20 protein-coding genes and 3 pseudogenes are annotated in these 21,134 nt (G+C 66.1%); 14 read left to right on the top strand and 9 right to left on the bottom strand.

All coding sequences use genetic code 11. The features are described 5' to 3' along the window. Positions 1-81: 81 nt before the first annotated feature. From ACVISU_RS36760 to ACVISU_RS36750, 3 genes are all read left to right on the top strand, one after another. Positions 82-1,437: a 3-carboxy-cis,cis-muconate cycloisomerase gene (locus ACVISU_RS36760; RefSeq protein WP_456710224.1), complete on the top strand. Its 1,356-nt coding sequence runs from the start codon at positions 82-84 to the stop codon at positions 1,435-1,437. Positions 1,438-1,461: 24 nt separating this feature from the next. Further along, complete coding sequence (gene pcaD, locus ACVISU_RS36755; RefSeq protein WP_456710223.1) at positions 1,462-2,244, top strand: 3-oxoadipate enol-lactonase; 783 nt, start codon at positions 1,462-1,464, stop codon at positions 2,242-2,244. Positions 2,245-2,365: 121 nt separating this feature from the next. Continuing rightward, positions 2,366-2,758, top strand: a complete 393-nt coding sequence (locus ACVISU_RS36750; protein WP_456710222.1) for a carboxymuconolactone decarboxylase family protein — start codon at positions 2,366-2,368, stop codon at positions 2,756-2,758. On the opposite strand, the gene ACVISU_RS36745 is transcribed toward ACVISU_RS36750, so the two are convergent. Next, positions 2,738-3,280 carry a hypothetical protein gene (locus ACVISU_RS36745; protein WP_063695618.1) on the bottom strand — a complete coding sequence of 181 codons (543 nt, stop codon included), beginning with the start codon at positions 3,278-3,280 and terminating at the stop codon, positions 2,738-2,740. The genes ACVISU_RS36750 and ACVISU_RS36745 overlap by 21 nt on opposite strands. Before the next feature lie 178 nt (positions 3,281-3,458). Here ACVISU_RS36745 and ACVISU_RS36740 point away from each other — a divergent pair, with 178 nt between their 5' ends. From ACVISU_RS36740 to ACVISU_RS36710, 7 genes are all read left to right on the top strand, one after another. Next, positions 3,459-4,217: a hypothetical protein gene (locus ACVISU_RS36740; RefSeq protein WP_050402057.1), complete on the top strand. Its 759-nt coding sequence runs from the start codon at positions 3,459-3,461 to the stop codon at positions 4,215-4,217. A gap of 352 nt (positions 4,218-4,569) precedes the next feature. Beyond that, positions 4,570-5,487, top strand: coding sequence for an ABC transporter permease subunit (locus ACVISU_RS36735; RefSeq protein ID WP_018272404.1), 918 nt, complete (start codon positions 4,570-4,572; stop codon positions 5,485-5,487). 10 nt (positions 5,488-5,497) lie between these two features. Further along, positions 5,498-6,823, top strand: a complete 1,326-nt coding sequence (gene livM / locus ACVISU_RS36730) for a high-affinity branched-chain amino acid ABC transporter permease LivM (RefSeq protein ID WP_050401970.1) — start codon at positions 5,498-5,500, stop codon at positions 6,821-6,823. After that, positions 6,820-7,653, top strand: a complete 834-nt coding sequence (locus tag ACVISU_RS36725; protein WP_456710221.1) for an ABC transporter ATP-binding protein — start codon at positions 6,820-6,822, stop codon at positions 7,651-7,653. Before livM ends, ACVISU_RS36725 begins: the two co-directional genes overlap by 4 nt. Then, the gene (locus ACVISU_RS36720) at positions 7,650-8,399 is read left to right on the top strand and encodes an ABC transporter ATP-binding protein (RefSeq protein ID WP_456710220.1); all 750 of its coding nucleotides are present in this window, start codon (positions 7,650-7,652) and stop codon (positions 8,397-8,399) included. The genes ACVISU_RS36725 and ACVISU_RS36720 overlap by 4 nt, the downstream gene beginning before the upstream one ends. 124 nt (positions 8,400-8,523) lie before the next feature. Beyond that, positions 8,524-9,642 carry a branched-chain amino acid ABC transporter substrate-binding protein gene (locus tag ACVISU_RS36715; RefSeq protein WP_456710219.1) on the top strand — a complete coding sequence of 373 codons (1,119 nt, stop codon included), beginning with the start codon at positions 8,524-8,526 and terminating at the stop codon, positions 9,640-9,642. A 116-nt stretch (positions 9,643-9,758) separates the two neighbouring features. Further along, positions 9,759-10,754, top strand: a complete 996-nt coding sequence (locus ACVISU_RS36710) for a P1 family peptidase (RefSeq protein ID WP_456710218.1) — start codon at positions 9,759-9,761, stop codon at positions 10,752-10,754. On the opposite strand, the gene ACVISU_RS36705 is transcribed toward ACVISU_RS36710, so the two are convergent. After that, positions 10,751-11,566: an EF-hand domain-containing protein gene (locus tag ACVISU_RS36705; RefSeq protein WP_050401975.1), complete on the bottom strand. Its 816-nt coding sequence runs from the start codon at positions 11,564-11,566 to the stop codon at positions 10,751-10,753. The two genes, ACVISU_RS36710 and ACVISU_RS36705, sit on opposite strands and share 4 nt — an antisense overlap. Before the next feature lie 250 nt (positions 11,567-11,816). Between ACVISU_RS36705 and rpe the strand changes: the two genes are divergently transcribed. Next, on the top strand, positions 11,817-12,518 hold the full coding sequence (gene rpe / locus ACVISU_RS36700; RefSeq protein ID WP_050401976.1) for a ribulose-phosphate 3-epimerase: 702 nt from the start codon (positions 11,817-11,819) through the stop codon (positions 12,516-12,518). A 10-nt stretch (positions 12,519-12,528) separates the two neighbouring features. Here the strand turns inward: rpe and ACVISU_RS36695 are convergent. The 5 genes and pseudogenes from ACVISU_RS36695 to ACVISU_RS36675 form a co-directional block, all read right to left on the bottom strand. Beyond that, positions 12,529-13,996, bottom strand: a pseudogene (locus ACVISU_RS36695) (serine/threonine protein kinase). Beyond that, complete coding sequence (locus ACVISU_RS36690) at positions 13,996-14,736, bottom strand: metallophosphoesterase family protein (protein WP_456710217.1); 741 nt, start codon at positions 14,734-14,736, stop codon at positions 13,996-13,998. Before ACVISU_RS36690 ends, ACVISU_RS36695 begins: the two are co-directional and overlap by 1 nt. 124 nt (positions 14,737-14,860) lie before the next feature. After that, the gene (locus ACVISU_RS36685) at positions 14,861-15,454 is read right to left on the bottom strand and encodes a TetR family transcriptional regulator (RefSeq protein ID WP_050401978.1); all 594 of its coding nucleotides are present in this window, start codon (positions 15,452-15,454) and stop codon (positions 14,861-14,863) included. After that, positions 15,451-15,585 carry a hypothetical protein gene (locus ACVISU_RS36680; protein ID WP_016843141.1) on the bottom strand — a complete coding sequence of 45 codons (135 nt, stop codon included), beginning with the start codon at positions 15,583-15,585 and terminating at the stop codon, positions 15,451-15,453. The genes ACVISU_RS36685 and ACVISU_RS36680 overlap by 4 nt, the downstream gene beginning before the upstream one ends. A 638-nt stretch (positions 15,586-16,223) precedes the next feature. After that, positions 16,224-16,438, bottom strand: a pseudogene (locus tag ACVISU_RS36675) (hypothetical protein); the annotation flags it as partial. Between ACVISU_RS36675 and ACVISU_RS36670 the strand changes: the two are divergent. The 3 genes and pseudogenes from ACVISU_RS36670 (at position 16,433) to ACVISU_RS36660 (ending at position 19,178) form a co-directional block, all read left to right on the top strand. After that, the gene (locus ACVISU_RS36670; protein WP_456710216.1) at positions 16,433-16,870 is read left to right on the top strand and encodes a histidine kinase; all 438 of its coding nucleotides are present in this window, start codon (positions 16,433-16,435) and stop codon (positions 16,868-16,870) included. The pseudogene ACVISU_RS36675 and the gene ACVISU_RS36670 sit on opposite strands and share 6 nt — an antisense overlap. After that, a pseudogene (gene purB, locus ACVISU_RS36665) lies at positions 16,855-17,796 on the top strand (adenylosuccinate lyase); the annotation flags it as partial. The gene ACVISU_RS36670 and the pseudogene purB, both read left to right, overlap by 16 nt. Positions 17,797-18,005: 209 nt before the next feature. Continuing rightward, positions 18,006-19,178 (top strand): M20 aminoacylase family protein, encoded by a 1,173-nt coding sequence (locus ACVISU_RS36660; RefSeq protein ID WP_456710215.1) that lies wholly within the window; start codon positions 18,006-18,008, stop codon positions 19,176-19,178. Between the two features lie 67 nt (positions 19,179-19,245). Here ACVISU_RS36660 and ACVISU_RS36655 read toward each other — a convergent pair whose 3' ends face one another. After that, positions 19,246-20,238, bottom strand: a complete 993-nt coding sequence (locus tag ACVISU_RS36655) for an agmatine deiminase family protein (protein WP_456710214.1) — start codon at positions 20,236-20,238, stop codon at positions 19,246-19,248. A gap of 162 nt (positions 20,239-20,400) precedes the next feature. Beyond that, positions 20,401-20,964 carry a cytochrome b gene (locus ACVISU_RS36650; protein WP_456710213.1) on the bottom strand — a complete coding sequence of 188 codons (564 nt, stop codon included), beginning with the start codon at positions 20,962-20,964 and terminating at the stop codon, positions 20,401-20,403. Between the last annotated feature and the right edge of the window lie 170 nt (positions 20,965-21,134).

The raw sequence follows: 21,134 nt of genomic DNA, 5'->3' as shown, positions 1-21,134 counted from the left end.
AAATCGCGCAATCCGCTTGCTGAATATGACGGCAACGCGGGGCATTGGCAGCGACGCGCAGGAGTGGTTAGGTCGCGCGCCATGAGCACAGCCCTCTCCCCCCTGCTTGCGCCGATGCTGTCGAGCGCCGCGATGCGCGTGGTGTGCGACGACGCCGCCACCCTGCAAAACATGCTGGACTTCGAGGCCGCGCTGGCCCGCGCCGAGGTGGCCTGCGGCGTGATTCCCGCGGCCAGTGCCGGACCGATCGCCGCGGCCTGTAAGGCCGAATCATTCGACCTCGCCGCGCTGGCCGATGCCGCGACGCGCTCGGGCAACCTGGCGATCCCGCTGGTGAAGGCCCTGACCGCCAATGTCGCCAAAAAGGATGCCGAGGCGGCGCGCTATGTGCATTGGGGCGCGACCAGTCAGGACGTCATCGATACCGCGACCATGCTGTCGTTGCGCGCCGGCATCGATGCCCTGCTCGCCGACCTCGACCGCGCCGTTGCGGGTTTTGCGAAGCTAGCCCGCGCCCATCGCCACACGGCCGTGGTGGCGCGGACCTGGCTGCAGCATGCGCTGCCGATGCCGTTCGGGCTCAAGCTCGCCGAATATGCGGCGGCCCTGCACCGCTCCCGCAAGCGCTTGCTGCGCCTGCGCCGCGAGACGCTGGCGCTGCAATTCGGCGGCGCCGCCGGCACGCTTGCGGCGCTCGGCGACAACGGACTTTCGGTCGCAGCAGCGCTGGCGAAGGAGCTCGACCTGCCCCTGCCGGATGCGCCCTGGCACACCCACCGCGACCGCATCGCCGAGGCCGCCTCCGCGTTCGCGATCCTCGCCGGCAGCTGCGGCAAGATCGCGCGCGACGTCTCGCTGATGATGCAGACCGATGTCGGCGAAGCCTTCGAGCCCGCGGGCGCCGGCCGCGGCGGCTCCTCGACCATGCCGCACAAGCGCAATCCGGTCGCCGCTACGAGCGCGCTGGGGGCCGCGACCATGGCGCCGAACCTCGCTGCCACGATGCTCGCCGCGCAGGTGCAGGACCATGAGCGCAGCGCCGGCCCGTGGCATGCGGAATGGCCGACCCTGCCGGCCCTGATGCTGGTGACCTCGGGCGCGCTCGCCGCCATCGTCGATCTCGCCGAAGGGCTCGAGGTCGACGCCGCGCGGATGCGCGCCAATCTCGATGCGACCCATGGATTGATCATGGCGGAAGCCGTCACCTTTGCGCTGGCCGAAAAGATCGGCAAGAGTGACGCTCATCATCTGATCGAAGCTGCCAGCAAGCAGGCGGTCGCGGAGAAGAAGCATTTGCGCGACGTGCTGTCCGCGGATGCCAAGGTCACCGCGCATCTCGACACCAAGCGTATCGCAGACCTGTTCGAGCCGATGGCCTATCAGGGCGCCTCGCAGGCGCTGATCGACCGCCTGCTGGCCTCGCTGGATGACAAGTAGCGGGATAACGAGAGGGACGAGCCGATGCCGATGATCAATGCCGACGGATGCCTGCTGAACGTCCAGGTGGATGGCCGCGATGGCGGGCCGACCTTGATGCTGTCGAACTCGCTCGGCTGCACCTTGCAGATGTGGGAGCCGCAGATGCGGGCGCTGACGCAGATGTTCCGCGTCATCCGCTACGATCGCAGAGGCCACGGCAAATCCGGCGTGCCGGCGGGGCCCTACTCGATGGAGCGGTTCGGCCGCGACGTGCTGGCGATTCTCGACGACCTCAACATCGAGAAGGTGCACTGGTGCGGCCTGTCGATGGGCGGCATGGTCGGGCAGTGGTTAGGGGCCAACGCGCCTGACAGATTCGGCAAGATCATCCTCGCCAACACCGCCTGCTATTACCCCGATCCGACCAACTGGCTGAACCGCATCAAGGCGGTGAAGCAAGGCGGCATCGCAGCCGTCGCCGACACCGTGATCGCGGGCTGGCTGACCGCCGACTTCCGCGAGCGCGAGCCGGAGACCACCGCGCGCATGAAGGCGATGCTGCTGGCCTCTCCCGTAGAAGGCTATCTCGCCTGCTGCGAAGCGCTCTCGACGCTCGACCAGCGCGCGCTGCTGCCCAGGATCAAGAGCCCGACGCTCGTGATCGCAGGCAAGCAGGACATGGCGACGCCGGTGTCGGCCGGTGAGATGATCCGCAGCGGCATTCCCGGCGCGAGCATGACGCTGCTCGACGCCGCGCACATCTCCAATGTCGAGCAGTCGCACGCGTTCACCGAAGCCGTGGTCGGCTTCCTGACGCAACGTTGACCGCAAGACCTGCGTAGCCCGGATGGAGCGCAGCGAAATCCGGGACCGGTCCTTGCTGTGAATGCTGAACCCCGGATTGCGCTGCGCTCCATCCGGGCTACGATTTCGTGAGGAGACATTCATGGACGACAATCAGCGCCGCGACGACGGCATGACGCAGCGCCGCAAGGTGCTCGGCAACGAATGGGTCGACAGGTCGATCACAAACCGCAACGCGTTCAACACCGACTTCCAGGACCTGATCACGCGCTACGCGTGGGGCGACATCTGGACCCGGCCGCATTTCGATCACCGCACCCGCCGCGTGCTGGTGATCGGCACGATGGTCGCGCTCGGCCAGTGGGACGAGTTTCGCCTGCATGTGCGCGCCGCGCTCAGCGAAGGTGGCTTCACGCCCGAAGACATCAAGGAGATCCTGCTGCAGCAGGCGATCTATTGCGGCGTGCCTGCGGCCAACCACGCCGTCAAGGAAGCCGGCGCGATCATTGCCGAACTAGGGCTGCTGAAGGGATAGCTCGCCTGCCGGCGCCCCCGCCTCAGCGGCAGGCGCCTTGGCAGCTGGCAACGCGGCGGCTCGCTTCGGCGCGGTCTCGAACAGCATTACGATCGCGGTGCCGAGCAGCATCAGAAGCTCGGCGGCATGCATCCGCAATGCCTCGATCTCGCCGACCTTGGAGGCCATCATCATGCTGGCGAAGCTCAGCACGCTGCCGAGGCACAGCGCCACCGCCAGCGCCTCGTCGCCGCCGCTGCTGGTCTTGCGGAGCGGCGAGAACGCGGCCAACGCAAGGAACACCGCGAAGAACGCCACCACCGTGATCCGCGCCAGCGCCAAGAGCCATGCCAGCCGCACCGTCGCCATCTTGCCGAGGTGCAGATAGTCATTGGCATAGAGCGCGATCGACACGCTCGGCCGCTCATAGAGGCCGTGGATCGGCGACACCATGATGCTGAAGGCGATGATGGTCCAGACCGGAATGAAATAGGCCGCAAGCAGCGCGCCGTTGAAGGAGCTGATCCGCCAGTTGTTCGACATTGCCGCTTCCCGTGCTTCCGGCGCCATTTGGGCAGCGACGGTTCAGCCCGCGAGGTAACGCCGATCAATTGCCGGCGGCAATTTAAACCCTTTGTTAAGGTTAAGCGCGGTGCGATGGTTCCGGATCGATGCGATCGGCCGGGCCGGCACCCGCGCCGGCCGGGATAAAGGGGGTAAAATGACCGAAAGAACCCGTATTTTTGTCGCGACGCCCTGCTTCGGCGGCGACCTCAAGATGGCCTATGTGCTGTCCGCCCTGAAGCTTCAGGCCGCAGCCACTGCCCGCGGCATCGACATCCAGTTCCATCTGATCGGAAACGAATCGCTGATCGTCCGCGCCCGCAACGAGCTAGCCCACCAGTTCCTTGTATCCGGCGCGAGCCATCTCCTGTTCATCGATGCCGATATCGGGTTCGAACCCGAGTCTGTCTTCCGGCTGCTGGATTGCGACGCCGAGGTTTCGGCCGCGGCCTACCCGCTCAAGCACATCGATTGGGCAAAGGTGCAGCGGGCTGCGGATGCCAAGCGCAAGAACCTCGCGTCATCCTCGCTGGACTATGTCGTCACATGGGAGGGCGACCAGCTTACGGCGCGCGGCGACGGCTTCGCCAAGGTCCGATATGCCGGCACCGGCTTCCTGATGATGAAACGATCCGCCCTCGTCAGGCTGTGCGACGCCCATCCCGAACTGAAATATCGGGCGAACCACAAGAGCAACGACCTGAACACCGGCAACCTGGTTCGCGCCGACCTCGACCGCGTCTCGCTGTTCGAATGCATGATCGACAAGACGACCGGCGAGTATCTGTCGGAGGATTACGCCTTCTGCCGGCGCTGGCTCGATCTCGGCGGCGAAATCTGGCTCGACCTGCGCAGCGAGCTCACGCATTTCGGTTCATACGCCTTCCGCGGCCGCTTCGCCGATCAGTTGGCCTGAACAGAAAGCAGCAACAAATGAGCTGACGGCCTCGCCGTTCGGCGAGACCCCCTTTTGTTGCATCTGCTCATTTGCACTGAACCGGCACCTCCGGATCTGGCTTCCGGCCCCGCCGGGCTGAATTCCACCGATTGCGCGGGGAACACGGGTTCCGGCGTGATCATTGCAAGGCAACGAGGTGTCGCCCCTGTGACATCGGAACCGCACCCGCCAAAGTAGTTATGTACAAGCCCTTGTCTGCAGCTGCCACGCTGTTGCCGCCGCCGGGGTTCCGCTGTTAGAAAATACCACGACGCGACGGATCAGGCTGCCGGGGGCCCTCGGCGCGTCACCCCTCGAGTTACGGCAGCGCATGGATTATTTCGCCCAGCAACTGATCAACGGCCTCGTGCTCGGTTCGATCTACGGCCTGATCGCCATCGGCTATACGATGGTCTACGGCATCGTCGGCATGATCAACTTCGCCCACGGCGACATCTTCATGATCGGCGGCTTCATCGCGCTGATCTCGTTCCTGGTGCTGGTGTCGCTTGGCCTCACCGCGATCCCCCTGATCCTTCTGATCGTGCTTTTGGTCTCGATGGCGATCACCGCGCTCTATGGCTGGACCATCGAGCGCATCGCCTACCGGCCGTTGCGGCATTCGTTCCGCCTCGCGCCGATGCTGTCGGCGATCGGCATGTCGTTCGTGCTGACCAACTTCTCGCAGGTGTCGCAGGGCGCGCGGGTCAAGCCGGTGCCGCCGATCATCACCGGCGGCTACACGCTGCACGAGGGCTCGCAAGGCTTCGCCGTGCAGCTCTCCAACATCCAGATCATGGTCGTGCTCGCCACCATCGTGGTGCTGGCGCTGTTCACCTGGCTGGTGTCGCGCACCCGGCTCGGGCGCGACATGCGCGCCTGCGAGCAGGACCAGACCATGGCCGCACTGCTTGGCGTCGACGTCGACCGCACCATCTCGATGACCTTCGTGATCGGTGCCGCGCTCGCCGCCGTCGCCGGCATGATGTATCTGCTGTATTACGGCCTGGTCGATTTCTTCATGGGCTTCGTCGCCGGCATCAAGGCGTTCACCGCCGCCGTGCTCGGCGGCATCGGCTCGCTGCCCGGCGCGATGCTCGGCGGGCTTGCGATCGGTCTGATCGAGACGTTCTGGTCGGCCTATTTCTCGGTGGAGTACAAGGACGTCGCCGCGTTCTCGATCCTGATCGTGGTGCTGATCTTCATGCCGACCGGCCTGCTTGGCCGTCCCGAAGTCGAAAAAGTCTGACAGGCACTTCGTGAGCGCGACCTCAGCCCGCCCATCGCCCGCCGCGCAGCCCTCGGGCAGCGCCTTCATTCTCAAGAAAGCCCTGATCAGCGCGTTGGTCGCGCTGGTGCTGTTCTCGCTGATGATCGGCATTCGCACCGAGGCCGGCCCGCAAGGCGGCCTGATCTACTGGACCCGGTTCGGCGATCTCGCCGCTCTCGTCGGCACCGTGTTCGGCGGCAGCATCATCGTCGAGCTGCTGCGGCAGTGGTGGGGACCGGTCGACAAGGACAGCATCGTGCCGAAGCCGGTGCAATCGGCGTTCTCGTTCGCCGGTCGCTGGCTGGCGCCGGCGCTGCTGGTGTTCACCTTCCTCGTGCCGGTCATCTTCTACAACCAGCGCTACATTCTCGACCTGTCGATCCTGGTCCTGACCTATGTGATGCTGGGCTGGGGCCTCAACGTCGTGGTCGGCCTCGCCGGCCTGCTCGACCTCGGCTATGTCGCGTTCTATGCGGTCGGCGCCTATTCCTACGCGCTGCTCGCGACCAATTTCGGATTGTCGTTCTGGGTCTGCCTGCCTCTCGCCGGCATCCTGGCGGCGTTCTGGGGCGTGCTGCTCGGCTTCCCGGTGCTGCGGCTGCGCGGCGATTATCTGGCGATCGTGACGCTCGCCTTCGGCGAGATCATCCGCCTCGTCATCATCAACTGGCAGAGCCTGACCGGCGGCCCCAACGGCGTCTCGGGGATTCCGCGACCGACCATGTTCGGCATTCCACTGACGCCGGGTGACGACGGGCTCGCCGCCAAGCTCGGCATCGAGTTCTCGCCGACCCACCGCCTCGTCTTCCTGTTCTATCTGATCCTGGCGATGGCGCTGCTCACCAACTGGGTGACGATCCGGCTGCGACGGCTGCCGATCGGCCGCGCCTGGGAGGCGCTGCGCGAGGACGAGGTCGCCTGCCGCGCGCTCGGCATCAACACCACGACCACCAAGCTGACGGCGTTCGCGACCGGCGCGATGTTCGGCGGCTTCGCCGGCGCGTTCTTCGCGACAAGGCAGGGCTTCATCAGCCCGGAATCCTTCACCTTCCAGGAATCGGCGCTGGTGCTTGCGATCGTGGTGCTCGGCGGCATGGGCTCGCAACTGGGCGTCGCGCTGGCCGCGCTCTGCATGATCGGCGGCTTCGAGCTGTTCCGCGGCCTCGATCAGTACCGCATGCTGGTGTTCGGCATGGCAATGGTGTTGCTGATGATCTGGCGGCCGCGCGGACTGGTCGGCCATCGCGCGCCGACCGTGTTCCTGGAGCGCAACCAGGCGATCTCCTCCGACCTCGTCAAGGAGGGCCACGGATGAGCGGCGACCATATCCTCACCGTCGACCGCCTGATGATGCGCTTCGGCGGCATCGTCGCGGTCAACGAGCTCTCCTTCACCGCCGAGCGGCGCAAGATCACCGCGCTGATCGGGCCGAACGGCGCCGGCAAGACCACCGTGTTCAACTGCATCACCGGCTTCTACCGGCCGAGTGGCGGCGCGATCCGTCTCGTTCACGATGACGGCCGCATGATCCAACTCGAGCGGCTGAACGATTTCCGCATCTCCAAGCAGGCCAAGGTGGCGCGCACCTTCCAGAACATCCGGCTGTTTCCCGGCATGACCGCCTTGGAGAATCTGATGGTCGCCCAGCACAACGCGCTGATGCGCGCCTCGGGCCTGACCGTGCTGGGCCTGCTCGGCCTGCCGTCCTGGCGCGAAGCCGAAAAGCGCGCCATCGATTTGGCGCGGTCCTGGCTCGACCGCGTCGGCCTGCTCGACCGCGCCGACGACGCCGCGGGCAATCTGCCCTATGGCGACCAGCGCAGGCTCGAGATCGCGCGCGCGATGTGCACCGAGCCCGCCCTGCTCTGCCTCGACGAGCCGGCGGCCGGACTGAACGCGCGCGAGAGCGGCGGCCTCAACGAGCTCTTGCTGTCGATCCGCAACGAACAAGGCACCTCGATCCTTTTGATCGAGCACGACATGTCGGTCGTGATGGAGATCTCCGATCACGTCGTGGTCATGGATTACGGCGTCAAGATCGCCGAAGGCACGCCGCAGGCGGTGCGCGACGACCCCAAGGTGATCGCCGCCTATCTCGGCGCCGACGAGGAAGAAGCGATCGCCGTGATGGAGAGCGGCACGTGAGCGCGGCACAGCCAACCACACCCCTGCTCGCGGTGCGCGGCGTGCGAGCGGCGTATGGCAAGATCGAGGCACTGAAGGGCGTCGACGTCGAGATCAACCGAGGGGAGATCGTCGCGCTGATCGGCGCCAATGGCGCCGGCAAGTCGACGCTGATGATGACGATCTTCGGGCGGCCGCGCGCCCGCGCCGGCTCCATCGAATATGACGGCCACGACATCACCGGCGTGCCGACCCACGAGATCGCGCGGCTGCGCATCGCGCAATCGCCCGAGGGCCGGCGGATCTTTCCGCGCATGAGCGTTGCGGAGAACCTGCAGATGGGCGCCGACGCCACCGAATGCAGCGAGGCCGAACGCGAAGCCGGGCTGGAGCGCGTGTTCGCGCTGTTTCCGCGGCTGAAGGAGCGCGTCGCGCAACGCGGCGGCACGCTGTCGGGCGGCGAGCAGCAGATGCTGGCGATCGGCCGTGCCCTGATGAGCCGGCCGCGCCTCTTGATGCTGGACGAGCCCTCCCTCGGCCTCGCGCCGCTGATCGCGCGGCAGATCTTCGATGCCATCCGCACACTGAACCGGCAGGACGGGCTCACCGTGCTGATCGTCGAGCAGAACGCCAACCACGCGCTGAAGCTCGCCCATCGCGGCTATGTCATGGTCAACGGCCTGATCACGCTGACCGGAACCGGCAGCGAATTGCTGCAGCGCCCGGAAATCCGCGCCGCCTATCTTGAAGGCGGCCGGCACGGGTAAGCGGCGTCGATTTGCCTGAAAATTGCCGGTGACTTCGCTGCGAAATCAGCCGAGAATGCCCGCGGTTTTGGGGCCCGGCGTGCCGAGCCCTTCCACAAGAGGCAACGACCACGAGGGACGTCTCATGAAATCACTGAAGCTGATCGGCCTGGCATTGGGCGCTTCGTTCGCGTTATCGGCGAGCGCGTTCGCGCAAGACATCACCGTCGCCGTCGCGGGCCCGATGACGGGCTCCGAATCCGCTTTCGGCCGGCAGATGAAGAACGGCGCCGAGCAGGCCGTCGCCGACATCAACGCCGCCGGCGGCGTGCTCGGCAAGAAGCTCGCGCTGGAATCCGACGACGATGCCTGCGATCCGAAGCAGGCGCGCTCGATCGCGGAAAAGATCGGCTCCTCGAAGATCCCGTTCGTGGCCGGCCATTTCTGCTCGTCGTCGTCGATCCCGGCCTCCGAGGCCTATGCCGACGCCAACGTGCTGCAGATCACCCCGGCCTCGACCAACCCGCTGTTCACCGAGCGCAAGCTCTGGAACGTGGCGCGCGTCTGCGGCCGTGACGACCAGCAGGGCCTGGTCGCCGCCGACTACATCGTGAAGAACTACAAGGGCAAGAACGTCGCGATCCTGAACGACAAGACCACTTACGGCAAAGGCCTCGCCGACGAGACCAAGAAGGCGCTGAACAAGGCCGGCTTCCAGGAGAAGATGTTCGAGTCCTACAACAAGGGCGACAAGGACTTCAACTCGATCGTCTCGCGCCTGAAGCGCGACAACATCGACCTGGTCTATGTCGGCGGCTACCATCAGGAAGCCGGCCTGATCCTGCGCCAGATGCGCGACCAGGGCCTGCAGACCGTGCTGATGGCGGGCGACGCCATGAACGACAAGGAGTTCGCCTCGATCACCGGCCCGGCCGCCGAAGGCACGCTGTTTACCTTCGGCCCCGATCCGCGCAACAAGCCGACCGCGAAGGCGATCGTCGAGAAGTTCAAGGCCAAGAACATCGATCCGGAAGGCTACACGCTCTACACCTACGCCGCGATGCAGGTGTGGACCCAGGCCGTCGCCAAGGCCGGCTCGACCGACGCCAAGAAGGTGATGGACACCATCAAGGCCGGCGAGTGGGACACCGTGCTCGGCAAGATGGCTTTCGACGCCAAGGGCGACATCAAGGCGATCGACTATGTCGTCTACAAGTGGGACGCCAAGGGCAACTACACCGAGATCAATCCGAAGGGCTCCTGAGCCCTTCGCGTCTGATCCGACAGAGATACGAAAACGCCCCGGTCCGCCGGGGCGTTTTGCTTATCCGCCGTGGCTGCTATATCGGATCGATCGGACAGCAGGCGGATGGACGCACCGTGAAAAACCTTCTCACCGATATTGCCGGCGTGAGCGTCGGCCACGCCGACGACGCCGTGATCGCCTCCGGCGTCACCGCGATCCTGTTCGAGCGGCCGGCGGTGGCCTCGATCGATGTCCGCGGCGGCGGTCCCGGCACCCGCGAGGATTCGCTGCTGTCGCCACATAATGTGGTCGAGGCGATCGACGCCGTCACGCTGTCCGGCGGCTCGGCGCTCGGGTTAGATGCGGCCGGCGGCGTGCAGGCCTGGCTTGCCGAGCGCGGCCGCGGCTTTCGCATCCGCGACGCGGTGATCCCGATCGTGCCGGGCGCAATCTGCTTCGACCTGCTCAACGGCGGCAACAAGGCGTGGGGACGCTTTCCGCCCTATCGCGATCTCGGTTACGCCGCGGCGAATGCCGCCTCCGACCACTTCGAGCTCGGCAGCGTCGGCGCTGGCCTGGGCGCGACCACCGCCAACCTCAAGGGCGGCCTCGGCTCGGCGTCGGCCGTGACCGACGACGGCATCAAGGTCGCAGCACTCGCGGTGGTCAACGCAGTCGGCAGCGCCACGGTCGGCGGCGGGCCGTGGTTCTGGGCGGCGCCGTTCGAGGTCGATGGCGAGTTCGGCGGACGCGGCCTGCCCTCCGCGTTCACGCCGGACATGCTGAAGATGCGCCTGAAGGGCGGCGCGGATGCGACCGCTGCTGAAAATACCACCCTCGTGGTGGTGGTCACCGACGCGCAACTGACAAAACCGCAGGCTCGGCGCCTTGCAATGATCGCGCAGACCGGCATGGCGCGCGCGATCTACCCGGTGCACGCCCCGCTCGACGGCGATGTGGTGTTTGCCGCGGCGACCGGCGCAAAGGTGGTCGATCCGCTGTTCGGCCTGAGCAAGCTCGGCGGGGTCGCCGCCAACACGGTGGCGCGCGCCATCGCACGCGGCGTTCATTCAGCGACCGCCCTGCCTTATCCCGGCGCGCTGCCGAGTTGGCGGGACAAATTCGGTTAGGCGCTGACCGAGAGCGACGACGAGGCCTGGGCGGAGATCGCTTGCGACTGGCGCTCGATCAGCTGCTCGATGAAATTGTAGGACGAGGTCGCGTTGTTGCCGGCGGAGGAGGAATTCGAGCTGCCGGTGGTCGACGCTGTCGCTGGCGTCGTCATCGACACCTTGGAGCCGTCGGCGTAGGTCGTCGTCGTGGTGGTCGAGCCGTCGCTGTTGGTCACCGACGTCGAGGTCGCGCCGTTCAGCGCCTGCATCAAGGGATCTGAGCTCGATCCGCCCGCGCCGCTGCTGGCGCCGGATCCATCGGTCGAGCCGGTTTCCATGTGACGATGATGGTGGCCGCCGCCCTTGTGGCCCTGCAACGCCTGCGACATCTCGTCGAGGCTGACGCTGCCGTCGCCATTCTTGTCGAGCTTGGAGAACACGTCGTCGGCCTGCGCGATGTTGGTGCCGCCGGCACCGAGCGCATTCTCGAATTCGGTCTTGGTGATCTGGCCGTTGCCGTCGGCGTCGATCTGCGAGAACAGGTCCTTGAGCGCATCGGCGCGGCCGGTTGGCGGCGTGCTGGTCGAAGCCGTGGTCTGCGACTGGCTCTGCGCGTCGAGCAGCGCGCTCATGGTCTGCGGCGAAATCTGCGGGGTGCTGCTGCTCGATCCGGAGCTGGTGCTGCTGGTCGACGTCGTGGTCGAGGGTGCGAACAGCCCGCTCGACTGGCTTGCCTGGCTGGAGCTGCCGGTCTGCGTCGCCGACTTCGACGACATCAGCGAGCTCAAGAGATCGATGGCGGATGACGCAGCGCCAATGGCAAATAACATGGCAATACTCCAACAAGGCCGCGCCTGGCGGCTCCAACGCTTGTCACGGCGCAGCAAGCGGCGTGCCATGGCAAAAACCCAATAAAACCAGGCCTTGGCGCATCGGTGCGGGTTCCGCCCGCCCGGCAAGAGCTGCCGCCGGCGGCAGAAATTTCCGGCTGTGCGGTGCCGTCCGCTCGCATTGCCCGCCACGCGTCCGCATGTTAGGCGGGATCACCCGTCGCCCCCTGAAGTCTTTCGGAACTGCGCTATGACTCAGTCATTCACCCCGCGTCCCCTCGTTATTGCCCCCTCGATCCTGGCGTCGGATTTCTCGAAGCTCGGCGAGGAGGTCCGCGCCGTCGACCAGGCCGGCGCCGACTGGATCCATCTCGACGTGATGGACGGCCATTTTGTGCCGAACATTTCCTACGGCCCCGATGTCATCAAGGCGATGCGGCCGCACACCAAGAAGATCTTCGACGCCCATCTGATGATCTCGCCCTGCGACCCCTATCTCGAGGCGTTCGCCAAGGCGGGCTGCGACCACATCACGGTGCATGCCGAAGCCGGCCCACATTTGCATCGCTCGCTGCAGGCGATCCGCGCGCTCGGCAAGAAGGCCGGCGTCTCGATCAATCCGGCGACGCCTGTGAGCGCGATCGAATGTGTGCTCGACCTGATCGACCTCGTGCTGGTCATGTCGGTCAATCCCGGCTTCGGCGGCCAGGCCTTCATCCGCTCGGCGATCGGCAAGATCAGCGATGTCCGGGCAATGACCGCGGGCCGTCCGATCGACATCGAGGTCGACGGCGGCGTCGCGCCCGACGTCGCGGGCCAACTCGCCGCCGCCGGCGCCAACGCCTTCGTCGCGGGCTCCGCGGTGTTCAAGGGCGGCACCGTCGAGGCCTACAAGACCAACATCGCCGCGATCCGCAATGCCGCCGCAGCCGCGCGCGGCGAGGCGATCTGATCCAGCGTAGCTAGAAAACCGCGGGCGGCGTGGTCGCGGCGTTCGCCGCCTCATCGCCCGCTTCGGTCGCAGGCACGAGCCGCGACGGCCGCACCACGGTCACCGTGCACGGCGCTTCGGCTGCGACCTTGGCGGACACGCTGCCGAGCAGCGCGCGCCGCATCGAGTTCTGCCGCGCGCCGATGATGATGTGGTCGACCAGGTTGACCGCGGCGAATTCCAGGATCGCGGCGGCGGGATCGATCGCCTCCAGCACATGCACGGTCAGCCGGCTTTCCTCCAGCTTGAACGGCCGCGCCCAGTGCTGCAGCGCCACCAGGCGGTCGACATGCTTGTTCTGGCCCTGCTCGTCAAGCGCGCGGTCGATCGCCAGTCGATTGAGTTTCAGCACGTTGACGCAGGCGAGCCGCGCCGATGGCGACGTCGACAGCACCTGCTCGGCGGTGACGCGGATGGTCTCGTTCAGCGCCTCGGCCTCTTCGCCGAGATCGAGCGCGACGGCAACGATCGGGCTCGATGCGAGCTGGGCCGCGGCATTGGACTTCGGCTGCGGCGGCGCCGCCCCGAGATTGAAGCGGCGGCGCCCAGACCGTGCCGAGCGGATCGCGGTTCAGCCGCTGCGCCCGCGCCGTCAGCTTCACCTGTTCGGGGTGGCCGAGATCGAAGGCAAGCTGCGCCGCGGTCGGATAGCGCGCCGCAGGGTCGATCTCGAGACAGCGCAGCACGATCTCCTGCAACCATAGCGGATAGTCGGGCCTCAGCTTGCGCGGCGGATACGGGTCGCGCCACAGCCGCCGGCGCATGCCGCGCAAGGTCTCGGTCTCGCCGAACGGGCGGACGCCGGTGGTGAAGAAATACAGCAGCACGCCGAGCGAAAACAGGTCGCTGCGCGGATCGTCGCGCACCCCGAGCAGCCGCTCCGGCGCCATGTAGGGCGCGGTACCGTAAGGCAGCCGAAACTCCTCCTGCAACAGATCGGGCAGATGCTGGTGGTGCGAGAGGCCGAAATCGATCAGCACCGCCTCGCCGCGCTCGCGGAACATGATGCTGCTCGGCTTGATGTCGTGATGGATCACGTTCTGCCGATGCAGGCTGGCGAGCGCGGTGGCGACCTTGCCGCCGATCACCCTCACTTCCTCATACGGCAGCGGCAGGGCATCGAGCCGCTTGTAGAGCGTTTGCCCTGGGATGCGCTCCATCACCACATAGGCTTGGCGCTCGAAATCTCCGGTGCCGAAACAAGCCGGCACGTGCGGCCCCGACAACCGCGGCAGGATCATCTGCTCCATCTCGAAGCTGACGATCGCGGCCGGATCCTCGCCCTCCGCGGTGAGCGGCACCTTCATCAGCAGCGGCACATTGATGCCGGGATGGGTGACGCTCCACAACGTCGCCATGCCGCCGCGGTGCACCCGCTCGCCGATGGTGAAGCCATCGATCTCGGCGCCCGGCTGCATCGTCAGCGCCGCCACCGACATCACCTGCCGACAGCGAGGCGATCGGCGAGCCAGAGCGGCAGGCCGCTCGCCTTGATGCGCGCCGCGGCAGTCGCGACGTCGTAGGGCACGCGGTGATAGGTGATCTCGCGGCTGATCGTGTCGAACATCGCAAACGATGCCGCGGGATCGCCGTCGCGGGGCTGGCCGACCGAGCCGAGCACGGCGAGCCAGCGCCGGCCGGTCAGCAACTGCACCGCGACGCCCGCGGTCGGAACGAAGCTCGTCATCTTCGCGGTCGAGGACATCGAGTAGAGGCCGGGACGATGGATGTGGCCGCAGAACGTGATCGGCAATTCGGTCGCCATTATGCTGCGCGCGGCATCGGCGGTGTCGCGGACATAGCGCCACCTCGCGGGGTCGGACGCCTCGGAATGCACGTAGAGCCGGTTGTCCTCTTCCCGCGAGACCGGAAGCTCGGCAAGGAAGGCCTTCTGCCCGGCGCTGAGCCGGCCGCGGGTCCAGTCGATGGCGGCCAGCGCGTCGGCATTCATGCCGTCGCTCGGCACGCCGATCGCATTGTCATGGTTGCCGCGCACCGCGATCGCGCCCTTCGCGACCAGGTCCATCACCGTGTCGACGGCCCATTCCGGATCGGCGCCGTAGCCGACGATATCGCCGAGGCAGATCAGCCGCTCGGCGCCGCGCGCGCGCGCAGCATCGAGGCAGGCGGCGAAGGCCTGCCGGTTGGCATGGATATCGGCAAAGAGCGCAAGCCGCATGGTGGTCCGCAGAATGATCGAGAAGAGCAGAACTGATCTTGACGGATATCAAGCACACGCGGCCCAAGGCTCGCAATCGGGCCAAGGGCGTCAAATGATCAGAGGATGTCGGAAGGCAGGTCGGTCAGTGCTTGCACACCCGCACGCCCCGCAGCAGCAGGGCGATCAGCGCGTCGATCCGCGCCGGGCATTCCGGCTTGGCCCATTCCTCGGCATGTGCCGGGTGATGGTAGCGGACGGTGGCGTCGAACACGGCCCGCGCGGTCGCCTTCACATCGTCGACCTCGAACACGCCCTGCGCGACACCGTCGGACAGGATTTTCGCGATCAGATCGACCTGCTTGTCCTTGTAGGCTTCCACCACCTCGCGCGCGCCCTGCGCCAGCGCGAGGTAGGTCGCGAACATCTCGGGATCGTCGCAGACTTTCTTCTGCTTGATCGCAAACGCGGTACGCAGCCATTTTTCCAGCCGCTCCGGCGCCGGGCCATCGCTTGCCGCGAGCTTGCACAGCGGCTCGTTGGCGCGGTCGAGCCAGCGTTTGGCGACCGCGTCACGGAGCGAAGCTTTGCTGGGGAAATGGCGGTAGACGCTGCCGTGGCTGACATCCAGCGCACGGGCCACGTCGACAACGGTGGCCTTGGCGAGCCCGAAGCGCCTCAAAACATCCTCGGTTGCTTCGAGGATCCGCTCCGGAGTCAAAACCACCGCCTCGTTCATGCGTTTACCGTCTGGTTATCGCTGTCCTGCCCGCGGGTGAACTTGGCGGCCTGGGCGGCCAAGTGGCGGGCGACGCGAAGGTTGAGCCACTGTTGAATCTGGGCGGTCAATTGAAAGATTTCTATCGTCATGGAGGTAGTCCTTCGAGGTAGTCAAATTAAGTACGGCTCCCCCGGCCAAACGCCGGAACAGCCACTGGGCGCCCTCCTCCTTTGGGCTAATGAGCATATACACCATCTCGCTGACAGATTTCAATATCTGTCAGACAAACTTTGCGAGATGACAGCCATGCGGCCTGGACAGGCCGACGGGCGCCCGCCCGGCCGTACCGCACGCTGCACCGTTCCGTGAGCAGCCGGGACGACCCGCCAGTCCGCGCCTATGTCTCCCTCGGCTGCCCCGGGAGAGGCATGCATGGATCGCCCAGAGACCTTCAAGAACATCGCCAAAGGCACCGCCGGCGCGGTTGGTCCGGCTCGTCATCGTCGGCTGGCTGATGGTTCTTGCGATCCGCATTCCTGACGGTGCTCTGAGCCCACCTCACGGCACCGGAACGACAAGTGTTGGAATTGGCTCCGGAATCGAAAGGGGCCGCTTCACGCAGCGGCCCCTTTGCCGGGAAAATGGCTTCGGGATGAAATCTAGCCCCGGTTATCCACAGACTACACGGTTCAGGGAATTGAGGAATTCCGGATGACTACTGTCCACCCGGCTGACCGATTATTGGCGATCCCTACTTTTATGCCACCCTCGCCTTGGTGCGCGCCTCCTATTGCTGCTCATCCTTGGGCGGCATCCGGGGCGGCGGCAGCGGCGTGAACACCGACCCTTGCGCGGCCGCCGGCGGTGCCACGAATGTCCCGGTGGTGGAATCCCGCCGATCATCTCCACGATCGTCTTCGGCGTGACGTACTCCCTGACGAAATCGGTGATGGTCCCGTCGCCGCCGCCGAAATCCGCCGCCCGCCCGCCCTGCGGGTGTCCCGCCTCCGCAGCGACGAACGCCGCGCGCTGGCCCGCGAGTTGCACGACGAGTTCGGCCAGAACCTCACCGCGATCCTGGCCTTCGCCACCACGATCGAGGCAAGCGCGGGCGACAAGTACGCTGCGCGCACCGAGATTGCGCAGGACGCACGGATGATCTCGCAGGCGACGCGCCGCATCATCGCCTGCCCGCGCGATACGCTGAACCGCCTGCGCCATCAGCCAGCCGAGGAGCTCGGGCTGGAGGCAAGCCTGGTCGATCTCGTCGACAGCTGGCGATCGCGCACTACGCAGCCGCTGATCCAGCTCGATCTGCACGGCGATCTCGCCGACATCAGCGGCACGGTCGCCGCCACCGCCTATCGCATCGCGCAGGAGTGCCTGACCAATGCGCTGCCCAGCTGGTCCGCCTGGCCGTCGAGAGCGGGCTGAAGACGCGCGCCTTCGAGCACAAGATGACGCCGACCATCGGCCGCTCCCACGGCATCCACGCCGAACCGGTCACCTTCGGACTCAAGCTCGCCTATGCCCATGCCGAGTTCACCCGCGCCCGCGCCCGCCTGGTGCCCGCCCGCGATGAGATTTCGACCTGCGCGATTTCGGGCGCGGTCGGCACCTTCGCCCAGATCGATCCACGGGTCGAAGAGCACGTTGCGAAAGCGATGGGCGTGCGGCCGGAGCCAGCCTCGACGCAGGTGATCCCGCGCGACCGCCACGCGATGTATTTTGCCACGATCGGCGTGATCGCAGCGTCAGTGGAACGGCTTGCGGTGGAAGTACGCCATCTGCAGCGCACCGAGGTGCTGGAAGCGGAGGAGTTCTTCTCCGAGGGCCAGAAGGGCTCCTCGGCAATGCCGCACAAGCGCAACCCGGTGCTGTCGGAGAACCTCTCCGGCCTCTCGCGCATGGTGCGCGCCTATGTGACGCCGGCGCTGGAGAACGTCGTGCTGTGGCACGAGCGCGACATCTCGCACTCCTCGGCCGAGCGCATGATGGCTCCCGACGCCACCGTGACGCTCGACTTCGCACTGGTCCGCCTCGCCGGCTTGATCGAGAAGCTGCTGGTCTACCCGCAGAACATGCAGAAGAACCTCGACCGGCTCGGCGGCCTCGTGCATTCGCAGCGCGTTTTGGTCGCGCTGACCCAGAAGGGCGCCAGCCGCGAAGACGCCTACAAATTCGTGCAGCGCAACGCGATGCCGGTGTGGCGCGGCGAAGGCGACTTTCAGACGCTGCTGAAGCACGACGCCGATGTGAAGAAGTACCTGTCGGATGCCGAGATCGAGGAGAAGTTCGACCTCGGCTATCACCTCAAGCATGTCGATACGATCTTCAAGCGGGTATTCGGAGAGACCTGAGGATCTTCGCCGTCGTTCCGCGGCACGCGCTCCGCGCGTGAACTCGGAATCTCGCGCCACCATCTCGGGATTCTCCAATTCGCAACTGCGAATTGGAGTCCGAATTGCTCCGGAATAGCAGTCGCTTTCGCGTGACAAGTCGGCGCGTTGCGTTACGTTAACCCGCCCTACAAGGTTCACGACAAGCCCACAAGAAACGGACACTCCCTATGCCCATCGTCAATCGCGTTGCCGCCCTCTCGGATGAAATGGCCGCCTGGCGCCATGACTTCCACGAGAACCCCGAACTGCTCTACGAGGTGCATCGCACCGCCGGCATCGTCGCCGACAAGCTGCGCGAGTTCGGCTGCGACGAGGTGGTGACGGGAATCGGGCGCACCGGCGTGGTCGGCGTGATCCGCGGCCGCAAGTCCGCCTCGGGCAAGACCATCGGGCTGCGCGCCGACATGGATGCATTGCCGATCGCGGAGGCCTCGGGCGTCGCCTACGCCTCGAAGATCCCCGGCAAGATGCACGCCTGCGGCCATGACGGCCACACCGCGATGCTGCTCGGCGCTGCGAAATACCTCACCGAGACCCGCAATTTCGACGGCACCGCGGTCGTGATCTTCCAGCCCGCCGAGGAAGGCGGCGCCGGCGGCAAGGCGATGGTCGACGACGGCCTGATGACCCGCTGGGGCATCCAGGAGGTCTATGGCCTGCACAACATGCCCGGCCTGCCCGAGGGCTATTTCGCGACCACGCCGGGCCCGATGCTGGCCTCCTCGGACACCTTGAAGATCGTCGTCCGTGGCAAGGGCGGCCACGCCGGTGCCGCCCCGCACGAGGCGGTCGACAGTGTCTTGATCGGCGCCCAGATCATCAATGCGCTGCAATCGATCGTGTCGCGCAATGTCGATCCGCTGAAATCCGCTGTGATCTCGATCACGATGTTCGAGGCCGGCAGCGCGTTCAACGTGATCCCGGAGACCGTGACGCTGGGCGGCACCGTGCGCACGCTCGATCCCGGCGTGCGCGACCTGGTCGAGCGCCGGATCGGCGAGATCGCCTCCAACATCGCCAAGGCCTATGGCGGCACGGCGGAGACCGACTACGGGCGGATGTATCCGGTGACGCTGAACCACGCGCGTGAGGCCGGCATCGCCGCCGAGGTCGCCCGCGATGTGGCCGGCGCCGACCGCGTCAACGACAATCTGGTGCCGGTCATGGGCGCTGAGGATTTCGCGTTCATGCTGGAAGCGCGCCCCGGCGCGTTCGTCTTCCTCGGCATGGGCGACGGCCCGATGTGCCACCACCCGGCCTACAAGTTCAACGACAACATCCTCGGCCACGGCGCGTCCTACTGGGTGCGTCTGGTCGAGAAACAGATGCCGGCGGGATAGCGCCGCTTGCGCAACCGATGAACGTCGAACGAGCCGGCCGCGCCCCGTCGCGGCCGGGCCATTCGCATCACGAACGCGGCTGCTGTTGCGTGGCGCAGTGAATGCCGCCCCCGCCGGCGGCGATGCCGTCGATATTGAGCTGGATGATCTCCCGGTCGGCAAACAGCTCGCGCAGGATATCGCGCGCGTTGCGGTCCGCGGTCGCGTCGCCGAATTCGGGCGCGATGACGGCGCCGTTGCAGACGTAGAAATTGATGTAGCCGGCGGCGAAGTCCTTGCTGCCGTGCTTTGGACGGACCGTCGACGGGCCCTGCAACACCACGACATCCAGACGCCGGCCCTTCGCATCGACAGCGCCGCGCAGGATATCGAGGTGTCGTCTGGTCACCGCGTGATCGAACGACGACGGGTCCGGTTCGAGGCCCGCCACGACAACGCCGGGACCGGCAAATCGCGCGTAGAAGTCAGTATGGCCGTCGGTGATGTCCCTGCCGGCGATGCCGGGCAGCCAGATGATCTTTTCCAGCCCGAGAAGGCGAGACAGCTCGGCTTCGCACTTGTCCCTGGAGACATCAGGATTGCGATTTGGGTTGAGGACGCAGCTCTCGGTGATGATGGCGGTCCCCTCGCCGTCGACTTCGATCCCGCCGCCTTCCAGCACCAGGCCCGCCTTGATGAACGTTGCGTGCGCCGCCCGGGCCACCTGCGCGGCGACCTCGGCATCGAGCGCATGGCGTTGCTTGTTGCCCCAGCCGTTGAAGTTGAAACCGACCGCGCCAAGCTGCCCCGACGGGTCCCTCACGAACACCGGTCCAGTGTCGCGCATCCACACGTCGTCGACCGGTTGCACGACGAGGCTGACCGAGGGGCCGCACAGCCGCGCGGCAATCTCGCGGTCCTCCTCGCGCACCAGCATGTTGACGCGTTCATAGCCCGCGATCGCCTTGGCTATATTGGCGAGGTTTTCCCTGGCCACCGGAAGCAGCTTGCCGCCCCAGATCGCGGCGCTGGCACCGAACGCCATCCAGGTGGCGGCGTGCGGCGCGCTCTCGTCCGGCATCCGCCAGTTCGCAGTATCCCGCGTCAAATCATCCACGAGCGTGCTGGCCGCGATGGCCCTCCCGGATTCACCGACAGATTAGCGCCGGCGCCGGTGCGACGCCATGAACCGGCAGTCATGACCTGGCAGTCATGACCTGGCAGTCCGGACTTGGCAGTCCAGCTAACGGGCGGGGTCGGCCTCGCTCGCCCCCATCATCCGCGCCGCGACCCGATCGCGCTTGACGAAATGATGGAAGGCGACCGCGGCAAGGTGCAGCACGATCAGCGCGAGCAGGACGTAGGCGAAGAAGATGTGGCGCCCCTCATAGGCATCCGCCGCCGCCTTGTCGGGCGAGGTGATCTGGGGAACGTGGAACAGACCGAAGAAGCTCGAATAGTCCTGGGCGCGGGACCCGGAATGCGCCCAGCCCAGCATCGCCACCAGGATGGTGACGGCATAGAGCGCGCCGTGGTTGACGTGCGCGGCAATCCGCTGCCAGGCAGGCATGTCGGCCGGCAGCGCCGGGGTCGGGTTGACGCCGCGCCAGAGCAGCCGCAGCACGGTCAGCAGCAGCACCATGTAGCCGATATCGGCATGGATCGAGCGGTAGAAGAACTTGTCTGCCCGCGCCGGGAAGTGGTTCATCCACCAGCCATAGGCCAGCATGCCGATGATGGCGATGCCCAGTACCCAGTGGAACGCACGGGCGAGCGAGCCCCAGCTCGCGGTGGTATTGCGGATCATGGTCGAATGGCCCCGTTTGGATTTCGCACGTCGCAGCAATGGTTTGCCGTGATACTTGCAGGGATGGGTCAAGGCCACATGAAATTCCCGCCGTCACCGCCTTTTGTCGGCCCCAAAGGCCCGGCAGGCAAAGACAACTGAATGGTAACCCAGGTTCGGATAGAGTTTCC

The organism is Bradyrhizobium sp. USDA 4452 (genome assembly GCF_054063575.1).
This window is presented reverse-complemented; position numbering and strand designations above follow the sequence as displayed.

Coding starts and splice junctions, on each gene's coding strand:
- ACVISU_RS36725 (WP_456710221.1), top strand. CDS start 6,820: ATGAGCGGCGACCATATCCTCACCGTCGACCGCCTGATGATGCGCTTC.
- ACVISU_RS36760 (WP_456710224.1), top strand. CDS start 82: ATGAGCACAGCCCTCTCCCCCCTGCTTGCGCCGATGCTGTCGAGCGCC.
- ACVISU_RS36680 (WP_016843141.1), bottom strand. CDS start 15,585: ATGACGATAGAAATCTTTCAATTGACCGCCCAGATTCAACAGTGGCTC.
- ACVISU_RS36650 (WP_456710213.1), bottom strand. CDS start 20,964: ATGATCCGCAATACCACCGCGAGCTGGGGCTCGCTCGCCCGTGCGTTC.
- ACVISU_RS36745 (WP_063695618.1), bottom strand. CDS start 3,280: ATGTCGAACAACTGGCGGATCAGCTCCTTCAACGGCGCGCTGCTTGCG.
- ACVISU_RS36735 (WP_018272404.1), top strand. CDS start 4,570: ATGGATTATTTCGCCCAGCAACTGATCAACGGCCTCGTGCTCGGTTCG.
- ACVISU_RS36705 (WP_050401975.1), bottom strand. CDS start 11,566: ATGTTATTTGCCATTGGCGCTGCGTCATCCGCCATCGATCTCTTGAGC.
- ACVISU_RS36660 (WP_456710215.1), top strand. CDS start 18,006: ATGCCCATCGTCAATCGCGTTGCCGCCCTCTCGGATGAAATGGCCGCC.
- rpe (WP_050401976.1), top strand. CDS start 11,817: ATGACTCAGTCATTCACCCCGCGTCCCCTCGTTATTGCCCCCTCGATC.
- ACVISU_RS36685 (WP_050401978.1), bottom strand. CDS start 15,454: ATGAACGAGGCGGTGGTTTTGACTCCGGAGCGGATCCTCGAAGCAACC.
- ACVISU_RS36750 (WP_456710222.1), top strand. CDS start 2,366: ATGGACGACAATCAGCGCCGCGACGACGGCATGACGCAGCGCCGCAAG.
- ACVISU_RS36740 (WP_050402057.1), top strand. CDS start 3,459: ATGACCGAAAGAACCCGTATTTTTGTCGCGACGCCCTGCTTCGGCGGC.
- ACVISU_RS36655 (WP_456710214.1), bottom strand. CDS start 20,238: ATGCCGGACGAGAGCGCGCCGCACGCCGCCACCTGGATGGCGTTCGGT.
- ACVISU_RS36715 (WP_456710219.1), top strand. CDS start 8,524: ATGAAATCACTGAAGCTGATCGGCCTGGCATTGGGCGCTTCGTTCGCG.
- ACVISU_RS36690 (WP_456710217.1), bottom strand. CDS start 14,736: ATGCGGCTTGCGCTCTTTGCCGATATCCATGCCAACCGGCAGGCCTTC.
- pcaD (WP_456710223.1), top strand. CDS start 1,462: ATGCCGATGATCAATGCCGACGGATGCCTGCTGAACGTCCAGGTGGAT.